At 62.5% G+C, this 13,957-nt stretch carries 16 protein-coding genes and 1 pseudogene; 13 read left to right on the forward strand and 4 right to left on the reverse strand.

Translation table 11 applies throughout. The annotated features are described in order from the left end of the window. Window positions 1-19: 19 nt before the first annotated feature. Entirely contained in the window at window positions 20-745 is a 726-nt protein-coding gene (locus OKC28_RS03255) for a carbonic anhydrase (RefSeq protein WP_270687524.1), read from the reverse strand. 448 nt (window positions 746-1,193) lie between these two features. Here OKC28_RS03255 and OKC28_RS03260 point away from each other — a divergent pair, with 448 nt between their 5' ends. Then, on the forward strand, window positions 1,194-2,171 hold the full coding sequence (locus OKC28_RS03260; protein WP_270687356.1) for a cytochrome-c peroxidase: 978 nt from the start codon (window positions 1,194-1,196) through the stop codon (window positions 2,169-2,171). A gap of 248 nt (window positions 2,172-2,419) precedes the next feature. After that, window positions 2,420-3,175 carry a DNA/RNA non-specific endonuclease gene (locus OKC28_RS03265; RefSeq protein ID WP_058393696.1) on the forward strand — a complete coding sequence of 252 codons (756 nt, stop codon included), beginning with the start codon at window positions 2,420-2,422 and terminating at the stop codon, window positions 3,173-3,175. A 37-nt stretch (window positions 3,176-3,212) separates the two neighbouring features. On the opposite strand, the gene OKC28_RS03270 is transcribed toward OKC28_RS03265, so the two are convergent. The 3 genes and pseudogenes from OKC28_RS03270 to OKC28_RS03280 form a co-directional block, all read right to left on the reverse strand. Then, window positions 3,213-3,428 carry a hypothetical protein gene (locus OKC28_RS03270; protein WP_270687360.1) on the reverse strand — a complete coding sequence of 72 codons (216 nt, stop codon included), beginning with the start codon at window positions 3,426-3,428 and terminating at the stop codon, window positions 3,213-3,215. A 47-nt stretch (window positions 3,429-3,475) separates the two neighbouring features. Continuing rightward, window positions 3,476-4,572, reverse strand: a pseudogene (locus OKC28_RS03275) (methyltransferase). 18 nt (window positions 4,573-4,590) lie between these two features. Beyond that, window positions 4,591-5,052 carry a hypothetical protein gene (locus OKC28_RS03280; RefSeq protein ID WP_265451942.1) on the reverse strand — a complete coding sequence of 154 codons (462 nt, stop codon included), beginning with the start codon at window positions 5,050-5,052 and terminating at the stop codon, window positions 4,591-4,593. 181 nt (window positions 5,053-5,233) lie between these two features. Between OKC28_RS03280 and OKC28_RS03285 the strand changes: the two genes are divergently transcribed. From OKC28_RS03285 to OKC28_RS03335, 11 genes are all read left to right on the forward strand, one after another. Beyond that, complete coding sequence (locus OKC28_RS03285) at window positions 5,234-5,953, forward strand: beta-ketoacyl synthase chain length factor (protein WP_270687362.1); 720 nt, start codon at window positions 5,234-5,236, stop codon at window positions 5,951-5,953. Then, window positions 5,938-6,696 carry a lysophospholipid acyltransferase family protein gene (locus tag OKC28_RS03290; RefSeq protein WP_021140773.1) on the forward strand — a complete coding sequence of 253 codons (759 nt, stop codon included), beginning with the start codon at window positions 5,938-5,940 and terminating at the stop codon, window positions 6,694-6,696. The genes OKC28_RS03285 and OKC28_RS03290 overlap by 16 nt, the downstream gene beginning before the upstream one ends. A 17-nt stretch (window positions 6,697-6,713) precedes the next feature. Further along, on the forward strand, window positions 6,714-6,980 hold the full coding sequence (locus OKC28_RS03295; protein ID WP_005317803.1) for a phosphopantetheine-binding protein: 267 nt from the start codon (window positions 6,714-6,716) through the stop codon (window positions 6,978-6,980). A 3-nt stretch (window positions 6,981-6,983) separates the two neighbouring features. Next, window positions 6,984-7,232, forward strand: coding sequence for an acyl carrier protein (locus OKC28_RS03300; protein WP_005317801.1), 249 nt, complete (start codon window positions 6,984-6,986; stop codon window positions 7,230-7,232). Then, on the forward strand, window positions 7,201-7,839 hold the full coding sequence (locus OKC28_RS03305; RefSeq protein ID WP_270687366.1) for a hypothetical protein: 639 nt from the start codon (window positions 7,201-7,203) through the stop codon (window positions 7,837-7,839). The genes OKC28_RS03300 and OKC28_RS03305 overlap by 32 nt, the downstream gene beginning before the upstream one ends. Further along, window positions 7,836-9,206, forward strand: coding sequence for an AMP-binding protein (locus tag OKC28_RS03310; RefSeq protein WP_270687368.1), 1,371 nt, complete (start codon window positions 7,836-7,838; stop codon window positions 9,204-9,206). Before OKC28_RS03305 ends, OKC28_RS03310 begins: the two co-directional genes overlap by 4 nt. Further along, a complete protein-coding gene (locus OKC28_RS03315; RefSeq protein ID WP_256685188.1) occupies window positions 9,190-9,546 on the forward strand; it encodes an ApeI family dehydratase in 357 nt (118 codons plus the stop codon). The genes OKC28_RS03310 and OKC28_RS03315 overlap by 17 nt, the downstream gene beginning before the upstream one ends. After that, window positions 9,543-11,225, forward strand: a complete 1,683-nt coding sequence (locus OKC28_RS03320) for a glycosyltransferase family 2 protein (protein ID WP_270687371.1) — start codon at window positions 9,543-9,545, stop codon at window positions 11,223-11,225. The genes OKC28_RS03315 and OKC28_RS03320 overlap by 4 nt, the downstream gene beginning before the upstream one ends. Then, window positions 11,212-12,774, forward strand: coding sequence for an HAL/PAL/TAL family ammonia-lyase (locus OKC28_RS03325; protein WP_270687374.1), 1,563 nt, complete (start codon window positions 11,212-11,214; stop codon window positions 12,772-12,774). The genes OKC28_RS03320 and OKC28_RS03325 overlap by 14 nt, the downstream gene beginning before the upstream one ends. Before the next feature lie 141 nt (window positions 12,775-12,915). Further along, window positions 12,916-13,341 carry an acyl-CoA thioesterase gene (locus OKC28_RS03330; RefSeq protein ID WP_234576652.1) on the forward strand — a complete coding sequence of 142 codons (426 nt, stop codon included), beginning with the start codon at window positions 12,916-12,918 and terminating at the stop codon, window positions 13,339-13,341. Window positions 13,342-13,361: 20 nt separating this feature from the next. After that, entirely contained in the window at window positions 13,362-13,952 is a 591-nt protein-coding gene (locus OKC28_RS03335; RefSeq protein ID WP_270687526.1) for an outer membrane lipoprotein carrier protein LolA, read from the forward strand. Window positions 13,953-13,957: the final 5 nt, after the last annotated feature.

A 13,957-nucleotide genomic window follows, 5' to 3' on the forward strand; every position in this document is an offset into this window, starting at 1 on the left:
CTGTGATCGCCCGGGTGGATTATTGCAATACCAGCCGACCATGCAGTGGCTGCACGGGCCTGTTGTTGGGGTGGTGCATCACCGCCTTGAAGGCGTCGATCTGGGCCTGACTCACCTGCACCGGCTGCTTCATTACCAGCCAGCGCACCCCTTCCGAGCAGGGCGGTGTGGTCAGCGAACCGCTGAAGCGGTAGTAGTCGCGATTGGCTGGCAGCAACTGCTCGGCCGAAAGCGGCGCCTTGAGGGCGTGGATCTCGCCCGTTTTCGCTGGCAACTGATCCCAGGCCCGGGTCAGCGCCGGATTGGCCTTGCCCGCTTCGAACATCACGGCCAGCACGGCGATCTCGCCTTTGGCATTGGTGTGCACCAGGTGCCCTTCCAGCGGATAGGATTTGCCCTTGATGAGGTTTTCACTGGGAGCATGGAAGTGGAACTGCTTGAGCTCGAAGCGCATGCCATCGAGCATCAAGGTACTGCCCGGGGCATAGCCGACTTGTACTGTATGGCCATTGTTGACCAGGGTTTTACCGCCCGCCAGATAGTGGAACTGCAGTGGAGCCAGCTTGGCGTCGACCAGACCGTCGAGGTCTATCGGCGACTGGTTGCTGCCTGCACACTGGCCAAATTCCGGCGTCAGTTTGGCCCATTGTGCCGGGCCTGCCTCACCGCTGTACTCCCAGTGCGGGGTGGCAGCGAAGACGGCGGGGCAGAGCAACAGAGAGCAGGCCAACAGAGACTTTCTCATCATACATCCTTATCTTGATTGAAAAGCACAGCCATCCGCTTCCTTAATAAGTGAAGGAACAGTGGATGGCATTATCTAAAATGCGGGATACAGAATGTTAGACAGTATTTTTATTATTAACAGCCGTATGACAGATCATATTTATGATGCATATAAAATGAATCTAATTAACAGGTGGCTGCCACTGCATATTGAATAATCGCTTTATTCAATGACAGCAATCTAATTAATCAGCTGTTGTTGTGGATGAATTTGTTCATAATTCACTCATCGAAATTCAGCTCTTTTTTGCCTCGCAAGTCCCCGCCACCAGTCCGTCTGAAATATAATAATTCATTGTTTTTATTGTGGTTTTTGTTGGTCTCATTTGATCTTGAGCAAATAACGCACAAGCGTTCCCGGTCAGGCTGAGGTTGCTGTTATGCACAGCCACAAGGGAGAGAGAAAAATGAATAAATATTATTTGTTGCTGGCGTTGGGCTTGTCGGGGATGGGGTGGGCAGCCGAACCGATCCAACCCGTCGAGGCAGTCAAGGTGGGATCGCCAGAGAAAGTCGAGCTGGGCAAGATGTTGTTCTTCGAGCCGAGGCTCTCCAAATCCGGCGCCATCTCCTGCAACTCCTGCCATAACCTGGCGACCGGCGGCGTGGACAATCAGGTCAGCTCCCTCGGTCACAAGTGGAAGGAGGGACCGATCAACTCCCCCACAGTGCTCAACTCCAGCCTCAACTTCGTGCAGTTCTGGGATGGCCGCGCCAAGGATCTGAAGGCGCAGGCGGCAGGCCCCATCGAAAATCCGCTGGAGATGGCCTTCACCCACAAGCTGGCGGTGGATACCCTGCATACCCTGCCCGAATATCGCAGCCGTTTCAGCGCCGTTTACGGCAAGGCGGACTTTGGCATCGATGAGGTGACAGACGCCATCGCCGCCTTCGAAGAGACCCTGGTCACCCCCAACGCGCCGTTCGATCGCTGGTTGAAGGGAGACGGCAAGGCGCTGACGGCGCAGCAGTTGAAGGGCTATCAGCTGTTCAAGGAGAAGGGCTGCACTGCCTGCCACAACGGGGTGGCCATAGGTGGCAACTCCTATCAGAAGATGGGGCTGGTCAAGCCGTTCAAGACCGACAACCCGGCCCAGGGCCGTGGCGGCGTGACGGGCGAGAAGCAGTTCATCGGCTGGTTCAAGGTGCCGACCCTGCGCAATATAGAGCTGACCTACCCCTACTTCCACGATGGTTCAGTCTGGGATCTGAAGGAGGCGGTGCAGATAATGGCGGACATCCAGCTGGGCCAGGCGTTGAGCGAGCAGGAGGCCGACGACATGACCGCCTACCTCAAGAGCCTGACCGGCGAGCAGCCCCGGATAGTGCTGCCGATCCTGCCGCCCTCCCAAGCCGATACACCCAGGCCTCAGGTCAAGAGCTGACCGGGTCGTGAGTCTGAATCCAGGCGGGGCAGAGGCCCCGCTTTTCATGGCTCTATCTCTATGATAACAAAGCCAAAGTACCGTATTCAGCATAATGACAAGGGGATGACAATCCCCCAGCTGGCGACGGGGATTTCACCGATTTGCAGCCCTCTTCACAATTTCAACACGCTCACAATCTGTTCGATTGCCTAACTCATCCGACCTGGTGTCAAATCACTCCGCCCAATACAAGGAGTGGCATAATAATGAATAATATCAATAAATTAGTTCTGGCTATCGGATTCACTCTCACCACCTTCCCGGCCCTGGCGGCAGGCTTCCAGTGCAAGGATCACGTCAAACTCGGGGTCCCGAGTCAATCCAGTCAGCTGTTGTGCCGGGACGGTTATGCCGCCGGATACAACTATGACACCAAGGTCGCAGACTGGGTCTCTTACCGTATGACGGCGGCCAGCGCCCAGGGTCAGGTGCCACGCAAGGATGCCTTCGCCGAAGACAGGGAGGTGCCGGTGCAGTTCCGCGCTACTCTGGCGGACTACAAGGGGTCGGGCTACGACAGGGGTCATCAGGCGCCCGCTGCGGACATGCGCTCCACCGCCGCTACCATGAAGCAGAGCTTCTTGCTGACCAACATGACGCCGCAGTTGCCGGCGCTCAATCAGGGGGCCTGGCGCATTCTGGAAGAGAAGACCCGCCAGTGGGCCATCGCCTATCAGGATGTTCAGGTGATCACGGGCCCCATCTTCACCAACTCCGATGCTGCCATTGGCAATGGTGTGACTGTGCCCCACGCCTACTACCGGGTGGTGATGGATGTGGCCAACCAGGAGGCGATCGCCTTCGTTCTGCCGCAACAGAACGTATCGGCCAGCCGGCTTGCGGATTACATAGTGACTGTGGATGCGGTGGAGGAGCAGACCGGACTGGATCTTTTCACCGAGCTGCCGGATGAGCAGGAAGAGGCCATGGAATCACGGCTGATGGCCATGTGGGGCAACTGACTCGCGGTAACGACAACAGGGGCCTGGGCCCCTGTTGTCAGTCGTTCAGGTTGTCACCTATCTTCTTGACGGTGTCCCGGGTGCCGTGACCAATTTCGCGGGTCACATCCCGGGTGGTGTGGCCAATCTCGCGGGTCACGTTGCGGGTGGTATGCCCCACGGTTCTGCCCGCCTCCTTGATGTCGGCACATCCGCTGGTCAAGGTGCCCAGGGTCAGGCCGAGTGCCAACAGTGCCATGCAGTTACGCATCATGCCGTGCTCCTTCAGGTTTCATCGTTATATCCGATCTGCGGCGGGCATTATGGCCCCGTGTGCAGCGGGCGGGCAACCAGCAGGGTATGGCCCGGGTCCGGGATCTCGTGCTCCTCCTCCACATGGAAATGAGCCTCGCGCAGGCACTGGTACATCTGTTTGGAGTGATAGAAGCGGCTGTTGCCGTTGGCCAGACAGGTGAAGTAGAGGGAGGTGGCGTTGAGACTGAAGCTGGCGGCTTCGAAGGTCTGCCGGTCCCAGAACAGCTCCAGGATGCAGACTCTGGCGTCCGGTTTCATGCAATGCCGGATCCGGTTCAGGATGGCGACTATCTGCTCGTGGCTGAAGCAGTCGAGGAACTGGCTCATCCACCAGATGTCTGCCTCGCCGGGCAAGGGGCCCGGTTGCAGCAGATCCACCCCATGACCCTGAACTCGATCGCCGAGACCCGCCTCTTCAATATTCAGGCGGGCCAGTGCCAGCTGCTCGGGCAAGTCCAGAATGGTGACGTGCAGGGCGGGATCCCGCTTGGCACAAGCGATGGCCCACTTGCCGGTGTTGCCGCCCAGATCGTAGAGGTGGCGCGGCTCATAGCTGAATACCTTGTCCTGGGCCTGCTGGAACGCCCAGTCGGAGTAGAAGTGATCAAACGCAAACCAGCTGCTGCGGGCAGGCTCCGGCAGCTCGCTCAAGTGCGGGTAGAGGGTCTGCCAGGGGCCGAATTCCTGCAAGCCGGCCGGTGTGCCCTGACGGATGGCATCGAGCAGGTGGGCGAGGGGCTGATAGCAGACATGCTGGGTGAAGTCGAGATTGACCCGGCTCATGGCATCGTGCTGCAGATATTTGCCGACCCGACCCGACCCGACCCGACCCGGCCCAGCACATAGTGCTCGCCGGCCAGGTAGCAGAGTCCACCGCCGAGCCCCATGTCCAGCAGAACGCTGACGGCATATTCGCTCAGCTCGCACGCACTGGCTATCTGTGCCAGCGGCGCACCCTGCTGGCCACGGCTCTCGAGAAAGGCGAGCACCCCGGTTTCACGCAGACACCAGCTGGCCTGGAACAACATGGGCCCGAAGGCGATCTTCTGGGCCGCACTGATGGCCTCCAGCGCGTTATAGGGGTCTGCCTGATAGTGGTTCACTGGATGGCTCCTGCCGGATCAGCGGCTGTTTGCGCGGGCGAGTTCGGTCTGGATGGCCTGATTCAGGCCCAGGACCCAGCGGTTATAACTGCGATGAATGTTGCCCTTGCCTTTATCATCCAGATTGACGCTGCTCACATAATTAATGGAATAGTCGTGAGCGCTATATGGAATATCGATCACAGCCTGATGTTGGCGCACATTGACTTGGCCGCGAATAAGTCCCGGCTTCTCTTTTTTCATTACCCAGCTTTTACCGATCCCCGCCGTGATAATGGCACTGGCTACCTGATCTTCAGTCAGAGTAAAGGCAACCGGGTTGGCGGCCATATTGCGAATGGGCTGGCTGGTAGAGCAGGCAGCCAGCAGGGCGCAGGCCAGCAACAGGGATACCTTGTTAATAACTTTCATAATATTCCTTGCGACGATATTCAATATTGAGGGCATGGCAATGAGACAACACAAATCATTTATTTTCAATCACTATGCCAATAGATAATCTGCGCCAGCTATTATTTTTGACGAATAATGGTATTATTCGCGCAGCATTAATGTGATGACTCCAATTGTTAATTTCCATGGAGCAGGCACTGCCCAGCGGGTTAGTGCTTTTTTCCGTCTTCGTGCTCACGCCAAATGTTAAGGACAGGTTGCCTGAAATATGCTCTCTTTTTCGCTGCAAGCTAGTCAGGCACTGTCACCGGGTCTGGTCGACGAAAGCGACTGGCAGGAGTGGGCGCAGTGGGGTCAATGGCCTGCGGCGGCACCATTTCCTGTCACTCCTCTGTTGCCCATGATGATGGCGCGTCGCCTGAGCCAGGGCTCCCGGTTGGCGGTGCAGGTCGGCTTGAGCCTGCTGGCCCGCCATCCCGTCGATTATGCCATCTTCGTCAGTCGACACGGCGAGCTGGCTCGTTCCGTGACCCTGTTGCAGGCGCTGGCGGCCAGACAGGCGCTCTCACCCACGGATTTTTCCATGTCAGTCCACAATACGGCCGCTGGCCTCTGTTCCATCCAGGGCAAGGCCGCCATTCCCATGACGTCGCTGGCGGCGGGGGAGGGCGGGTTGATGGCGGGGTTCACCGAGGCGGTCGCGGCCTTGTACGCCGGTGCCCAACAGGTGCTGCTGGTGGCGTTCGAGGGGCCTGTGCCGGATTTTCATCGCCCCTGGCTGCCAGACGAGGCGCCACCCCATGCACTGGGGCTGATATTGCAGGCCGGTGAGCAGTGGTGCTGCCAAGCTGCGAATGGCGTGAGTCCGGAGGCCGGGGCAACTTCGACTTTGCCTCAGTCGCTGGCCTTCTGGCGGGCCCTGCTGCGGGATGAATCGGCACTGACCCTTTGCAATGGCCGGCAGGAGTGGACATGGCAGCGGCGCTGAACCTGTGCTGGCGCCTGCTTGGCACGGCCCTTGGCTTCGCTCTGTTCGGGGTGGGCGGTCTGCTGCTCACCCTGTTCTGGTTTCCGTTGCTGGCGCTCTGCCTGCGCGGGGAGCGACGGCGTACCCTGGCCCAGCTGACCATACGCCACAGCTTTCGGCTGTTTCTTGGTGTGCTGCGCGGCTGGGGCGTGCTGGATTATCGGGTGAGCGGCATGCCCGCCGACTTGCGCGGCGCCCTGGTAGTGGCCAATCACCCCAGCCTGCTCGATTACGTCATGCTGGCCGCCGAGATGCCGGTGTGTGACTGCATCGTCAAGCAATCCCTCTGGCGCAACCCTTTCGTGGGCGGCGTGGTCAGGGCGGCAGATTATATTCCCAACGTAGAAGCGGAGCGCCTCCTGCCCCTGTGCATGGCGCGGATCCAGGCCGGCGGTCTGTTGCTGATTTTCCCTGAGGGAACCCGCACCACGCCGGGGGAGCCCATCAAGTTGCAACGGGGCGCCGCCCAGTTGGCGGTGCGCAGCCAGGTGCCCCTGCAACCTGTGCGGATCCACTGCAACACCCGATTTCTCACCAAGCAGGACAAATGGTTCAAGATCCCGGAAAATAAGCCGACCTTCACCATAGAATTCCTGCCGCAAGTGGCGCCAGACGAGGTGGTCGCCACCGGCCAGAGCAGCGCTCTGGCCGCGCGCCAGTTGACCCGTTTTCTCACCCGGACCCTGCAAACAGGGCCCCAATGACAGCGTATGGAACAGTTATGCAAGACCTGCACCTAGAGATCAAACAACTCATCATCGACAGTCTCAACCTCGAGGGACTGACCCCTGAAGATATAGACAGCCAGGCCCCGCTGTTCGGTGATGGCCTGGGACTGGACTCTATCGATGCGCTGGAGCTGGGCCTTGCCATCAAGGGCCGCTACGGCATAGTGCTCTCCGCCGAGGATGAGAATACCCGTCGTCACTTTGCCTCAGTCGCAGCCCTGGTCGCCCTGGTGCAGGCCCAGTCGAAAGGGGAGGCCTGAGCCATGACCCGTGACGACATCTTTGCCCAGATCAAAACCGCCCTCGTCGATCTGTTCGAAGTCGATGAAGAGGCCATCACTCCCGAGGCACGTCTCTATCAGGATCTCGAGCTCGACAGCATAGATGCCATCGATCTGGTGGTGCACCTGCAAAAGCTGACCGGCAAGAAGATAAAGCCGGAAGAGTTCAAGTCGGTGCGCAGCGTCAATGACGTTGTGGATGCGGTCGAGCGTCTGCTCGCCGGCGCCTGATGCGGATACGCGCCAGATCATGACGCGCTGGCTCTCCTGGCTGGCCGGTGGTGCCCTCCTGCTCTACCCGCTGGCTGTGTACTGGGGGCTGACTCACACCAGCCAGACTCCGCTGCTGGTGGGGCTGCTGGTCATCTTCTTCTTGCGGCTGCTGCCGGGTCTGCTCAAGCGGCGGGTCCGGTTTGGTCCCCTGACTGAGTGGCTCTGGCTGGGTCGCCTGCTGGCCTGCATCGGTCTGGGGCTGACCCTGCTGTCGGCGCTATTCTCTGCCCGCCACTGGTTGCTCTATTACCCGCTGGCGGTGAGCCTGGCGCTGCTCTGCCTGTTTGGCTGGAGCCTGACCCGCCCCATGAGTCTGGTGGAGCGGCTGGCCCGCTTGCAGGATCCCCGCCTGCCGGATATCGCCATCGGCTACACCCGGCGGGTGACCCAGATCTGGTGCGGCTTCTTCGTGGTCAATGGCGCCCTGGCGGCCTTCACCATCTGGTACGGCGATCTGGCGCTCTGGAGCCTCTACAACGGCCTCATCAGCTATGGGTTGATGAGCGCTTTGATGGCTGGGGAGTATCTGGTACGCCGGCGACTGATGAAGAGGCTGGCCCCATGACCCTGCTGCAAACGCTCTGGCAGCGGGACGACGACCAGCTGGTGGCGTTCGGTCAAGGCGGCGAGGTGACTCTGGCCGAGCTGCGTCTTGGTAGCCTGCAACTGGCCCGGGTCATGGCACGCCATGCTCGCCCCGGGCAGCCTCGCGCGCGCTGGGCGCTCTGTTTCGATGACAGTCTGCTGTTTGCCCAGGCGCTGCTGGCCTGCGCCCTCGGCGGTCATCAGGCCATCTTGCCGGGCCATCAACGGGTGGCCGGGCTGCTGGCGCTGCGGGATCAGTTTGACGGCCTGCTCACCGATGGCGAGCTGCCAGTCGATGGGCTTGATGTGCCCCAGTTGCGGCTACCCCTTGCCGATTGCCATGGCGAGCGGGATGCAGAGCGCGCCGACCTGACACCCGAACGTCTCGATCTGACCCTGTTCAGCTCGGGCTCCACCGGCGAGCCCAAGGCCATCCCCAAAGCCTGGCCCCAGCTGGAGGCCGAGCTGCGGGTGCAAATGGCGCTCTGGGGCCAGGCCCTGACCGACACCCGGGTGCTGGCCAGCGTCAGTCACCAGCACATCTACGGCCTGCTGTTTCGTATCCTGCTGCCTCTGGCCCTGGGGCGTCCGTTCGATCGTCGCAGCATCGACTATCCGGAGCAACTGGCGGTGCAAACCGCTCCCTGGGTGCTGATCGCTTCCCCCGCTTTTCTCAGCCGGCTCGATCCGGCCATTCCCGCTGCGGGCTGCCGCCTTATCGTCTCCTCCGGCGGGCCTCTGCAACCCGGGGATGCCCATCAGGCCCGGGCCCTGCTCGGCCAGCTGCCGGTGGAGATTTTCGGCAGCAGCGAGACTGGCGGTATCGGCTGGCGCCAGCGCAATCAGGCGCAGACCCCCTGGACGACGCTGCCCGGGGTTGAGGTGCGGGTCGGCCCGGATCAGGGCTTGCTGCTGCGCTCCCCCTTCCTGGCAGAGGACGGCTGGCTGGCCTGCGCCGATCGCATCCTGATGACGGGGGCCGGATTCGAGCTGCTGGGGCGCCAGGACAGGGTGATCAAGCTGGAGGAGAAGCGCATCTCCCTCGACGAGGTGGAGGCGCGCCTGCAAGCCCTGCCGGAGGTGGAGTTGGCCGCCGTGCTGCCTCTGCAGCAAGGCCAGCGCCAGATCCTCGGCGCCGTGCTGGTGCTGAGCGAGGTGGGGGCCGCCCGCTGGGCCGAGCTGGGTCAGGGCCGCTTCCTGCTGGCCCTGCGCCAGCAACTGCGCCCCTGGCTCGAACCGGTCGCCCTGCCGCGCAGCCTGCGCCGGGTTGACCAGATGCCGCTCAACGCCCAGGGCAAACGCCCCTGGCCACAACTCAAGGAGCTGTTCGATGAGCCTCTCTGCTGACACGCTGCCGACAGTGCTTGGCTGCGAGACGCTGGCCGATGGCGTGCGCCTGCACCTGCGGCTCGATCCTGAGCTGCCCTGGTTTGCGGGCCACTTTCCCGGCGCGCCCCTGCTGCCAGGGGTCACCCAGATCCACTGGGTCATGCACTATGCCGCCAGCCGGCTCAACCTGGAGCTGCCGTTTCACGGGCTGGATCAGCTCAAGTTCCAGCGTCCGCTGCGGCCGGGGGCCGAATGCAGCCTGAGCCTGCAGTGGCAGCCACAAAAGGATCAGCTCGTTTTCAGCTATACGCTGGGGGATGAGCCGGCGAGCAGCGGACGGGTGCGCTTCATCCCATGACGCCCTGCATCCTGATCCCCTGTTACAACCATGCCGGCCCCCTGGCCGCCGTGCTGGATCGGCTGGCCGAATATGAGCTGCCCTGCCTGCTGATCGACGATGGCAGCGAACCCGTCGCCGCCGCCGCGCTGGATGGGCTGGCCGCCCGCCACCCCTGGGTCACCCTGCTGCGCCATTCGCACAACCAGGGCAAGGGCGGTGCCGTGATGACGGGGCTGCGCCACGCCCATGGCCTCGGTTTCAGCCACGCCCTGCAGGTGGATGCCGATGGCCAGCACGATCTGGCAGACATTCCGGCCCTGCTGGCCGAGGCGCACCGGGATCCCGATGCGCTTATCTCGGGGCGCCCTGTCTACGACGATTCCGTGCCCAGAGGGCGCCTCTATGGCCGCTACATCACCCATGTCTGGGTCTGGATCGAGACGCTGTCGTTTGCCATCAAGGACAGCATGTGCGGCTTTCGGGTCTATCCGCTGGCGGCCAGCTGCGCGCTGCTCGAACAGGTGGCGCTCGGCAGGCGGATGGATTTTGACACCGAGGTGATGGTGCGCCTGCACTGGGCCGGGGTGGCGGTGCGTTTCGTGCCGACCCGGGTCATCTATCCCGCCGATGGCAGCTCCCATTTCCAGCTCTGGCGCGACAACCGCGATATCTCCTGGATGCACACCCGGCTGGTGTGCCGCCTGTTGTGGGATCTGCTGCTGCGCCTCGGCGCAGGGGCTGCCCGGCTGTGGCGTGAGCGCCGGACCCACTGGTCGCGCACCCCGGAGCGCGGATCCCTGCTCGGCATGCAGATCATGCTGGCCAGCTATCGCCTGCTTGGGCGGCGGGGCTTCTCCCTGTTGCTCTACCCCGTCATCGGCTACTTCTGGCTGACCGGCCGCGCCCAGCGTCAGGCATCCCAAGCCTATCTGGCCCGGCTCGAGGCCTTTTCCCGCACTCAGGGCATACGGCTCCCCCCTGAGCCGAGATCGAGCTTTCGCCACTTCCTGCGCTTTGGTGAGTCTGCGCTCGACAAGCTTGCCGGCTGGCGCGGTGATATAGCCGAGGATCAGGTCGAGCTGGTGGGGAGGGATCACTACGAGGCCGCCATCAACAGCGGCAAGGGCTTGCTGCTGCTGGGCTCTCACCTCGGCGACCTCGAGCTGTGCCGGGCCCTTGGCAGTCGCAAGGGGGAGGTGCGCATCAATGCGCTGGTCTTCACCCGTCACGCGGCCCGTTTCAACGCTCTGCTCAAGCAGATCAACCCGGATTCACGGCTCAACCTCATTCAGGTGCAGGAGATGGGGGCCGATACCGCCATCCTGCTCAAGGAGAAGCTGGATCAGGGGGAGTGGGTGGTGATCGTCGGCGATCGCACCTCTGTGACCCGGGAGAAGCGGGTGGTCTGGGCCGACTTTCTCGGCGCGCCGGCCCCCTTTCCCCTCGGTCCCTTTGCCCTGGCCAGCGTGCTGGGTTGCCCGGTTTACCTGATGTTCGGCCTCAAGGAGCAGGGGCGCTTTCGGGTGCATTTCGAGCCCTTTGCCGACAGCCTCAGTCTGCCGCGCCAGGGGCGACAACAGATACTCGCGTCCCGGGTGCAGGCCTATGCCGATCGCCTGCAGCATCACTGCCTGCGTGCCCCGCTGGACTGGTTCAACTTTTTTGATTTCTGGCAGCTGACCGATGAACAAGAGTGAGATGAAGTGCGTCACCTTCGGCGCCGAGCCGTTGACCATCGAAGATGTGGTGGCGCTGGCAGAGCGCCGTGCCCGCCCGGCATTGAACCGGGATCCCGCCTTTATGGCCCGCATCCAGCGGGGGGCTGATTTTCTCGACCGACTGCTGGCCGAGGAGGGGGTCATCTACGGGGTGACCACAGGCTACGGGGATTCGGTGACCCGACCCGTGCCCGCCGAGCTGGTGCCCGAGCTGCCACTGCACCTGACCCGCTTCCACGGCTGCGGGCTGGGGGCGGATTTCGAGCTCGATGCCGGCCGCGCCGTGCTGGCGACCCGGCTCTGCTCCCTGGCGCAAGGGGTCTCCGGCGTCAGCCCGGGTTTGCTCGAGAGGCTCTGCTGGCTGCTGGAGCAGGATCTCATACCGCGCATTCCACAAGAGGGCTCCGTCGGTGCCAGCGGCGATCTGACGCCGCTATCCTACGTCGCCGCCGTGCTGGTGGGGGAGCGCGAGCTCCATCACGATGGTGCGCTGCGTCCCACCGTCGAGGTTTATCGGGAGCTGGGGATCACTCCCCTGACCCTGAGACCCAAGGAGGGGCTGGCGCTGATGAACGGCACTTCGGTAATGACGGCGCTGGCCTGTCTCGCCTACGCCCGCGCCGACTACCTGATGCAACTGGCGACCCGGATCACGGCGCTGGTGAGCGTCGCCATGGGGGGCAACGCCTTCCACTTCGACGAGCGGTTGTTTGCCGCCAAGCCCCACCCCGGCATGCAGGGGATAGCGGCCTGGCTGAGGTCGGATCTGGTGGCCGGCGAGCTGCCGCGCCACAGCGACCGGCTGCAGGACAGATACTCATTGCGCTGCGCCCCCCACGTCATAGGTGTGGTGGCCGACAGCCTGCCCTGGTGGCGCCAGCTCATCGAAAACGAGCTCAACAGCGCCAACGATAACCCGCTGATCGACGGGGAGGGGGAGCACGTGATGCACGGTGGCCACTTCTACGGCGGCCACATCGCCATGGCCATGGACAGCATGAAGACGGCCATCGCCAATCTGGCGGACTTGCTGGATCGCCAGCTGGCCCAGCTGGTCGACACCAAGTTCAACGGCGGCCTGCCGAGCAACCTCTCGGGGGCGCCAGCCGGGCGGCAGATGATCAACCACGGCTTCAAGGCGGTGCAGATCGGCGTCTCGGCCTGGACCGCGGAGGCGCTCAAGCAGACCATGCCCGCCAGCGTCTTCTCCCGCTCCACCGAGTGCCACAACCAGGACAAGGTGAGCATGGGCACCATAGCGGCGCGCGATGCCCTGCGGGTGCTGACCCTGACCGAACAGGTCGGGGCCGCCTGCCTGCTGGCGGCGGTACAGGGGGTCGAGCTGCGCCTGGCCCAGCCCACACCCTTCACCCGCCCACTCAGCCCGGCCCTGACCCATATGGTGCAGCAGGTGCGGGCCGAGTTTGCGCCTCTGCTGGAAGACAGGGCGCTGGAGCAGGAGCTCAGGGCGTTGATCGCCAGTCTCCGTCAGCGTCACTACTCCCTTTATGGGCCGAGCCAGGACTGAAACAAGGTCACTATTGATGAGACAACCCATGCAGAATGAACCCTGGCAGATCAGCACTGAAGTGGAAGTGACCATCCCATTCCACGACGTGGACATGATGGCTGCATTGGTCTGGCAGGGGCACTCCCTATGAGACAACCCATGCAGAATGAACCCTGGCAGATCAGCACTGAGATCGAAGTGACCATACCATTCCACGACGTGGACATGATGGCCGTCGCCTGGCACGGTCACTACTTTCGCTACGTAGAGCTGGCCCGCTGCGCCCTGCTCGATCTTATCGATTACAACTACCCGCAGATGGAGGCCTCCGGCTACCTCTGGCCCATTATTGACACCCGGATGAAGTATCTGGCGCCGCTGCGCTTCGGCCAGCGGGTGCGGGTGCGCGCCACCCTGACCGAGTACCAGAACCGGTTGAAGATCGACTACCTGCTGAGCGATGCCGCGAGCGGCACCCGCACCAGCAAGGGCTACAGCATCCAGGTGGCGGTGAGCAAGGCGAGCGGCGAGATGTGCCTGGCCTCGCCCCAGGTGCTGCTGGACAAGCTGGGGGTGAGCCAGTGAGGCCTCTTCTGAACCGCGTGATGGTCGGGCTGACCCTGTTGCTGGCGTTGCCGCTGCAGGCGGCTCCACTGAGCCGTGACCAGGTGCAGCAGTTGCTGACCCTGAGTCAGGTCAGGCAGGCCCATTTCGAACAGGAGAAACAGGTGGCGGGTCTGAGCCAGCCGCTCAAGGCCTCCGGTGAGCTGCTGCTGGTGCGCGACCTTGGTCTCTGGTGGCAGCAGCAGAAGCCCTTTGCCCTGACCCTGACCCTGACGCCACAACGCATGGTGCAGCAGATGGCGGATCAGCCCGCCACCGTCATCGACAGCCCGCAACTGCTTGAATTCAGCCAGATGCTGCTGGCGCTGTTCGGCTCGGACGAGGTGACCCTGAGCCGCTACTTCAAGGTCGATTTTCAGAGCACGGAGGCGGGCTGGCAGCTGCTGCTGGTGCCGACCCTGACACCGCTGGACAAGGTGTTCGCCAGCCTCACCCTGAGCGGGCAAGGTCAGCTGGATGAGCTGGTCATTGCCGACAAGCAGGGTGACAGCACCCGCATCCGTTTCAGCGCCTGGCAGGAGCGAAGCCTGCCACTGACCCACGAGGAGCAGGCCCGCTTTGCTGCCCACTAGCCCCG

The sequence above is a fragment of the Aeromonas sp. D3 genome (genome assembly GCF_027705025.1).
Lineage (GTDB): Bacteria > Pseudomonadota > Gammaproteobacteria > Enterobacterales > Aeromonadaceae > Aeromonas > Aeromonas salmonicida.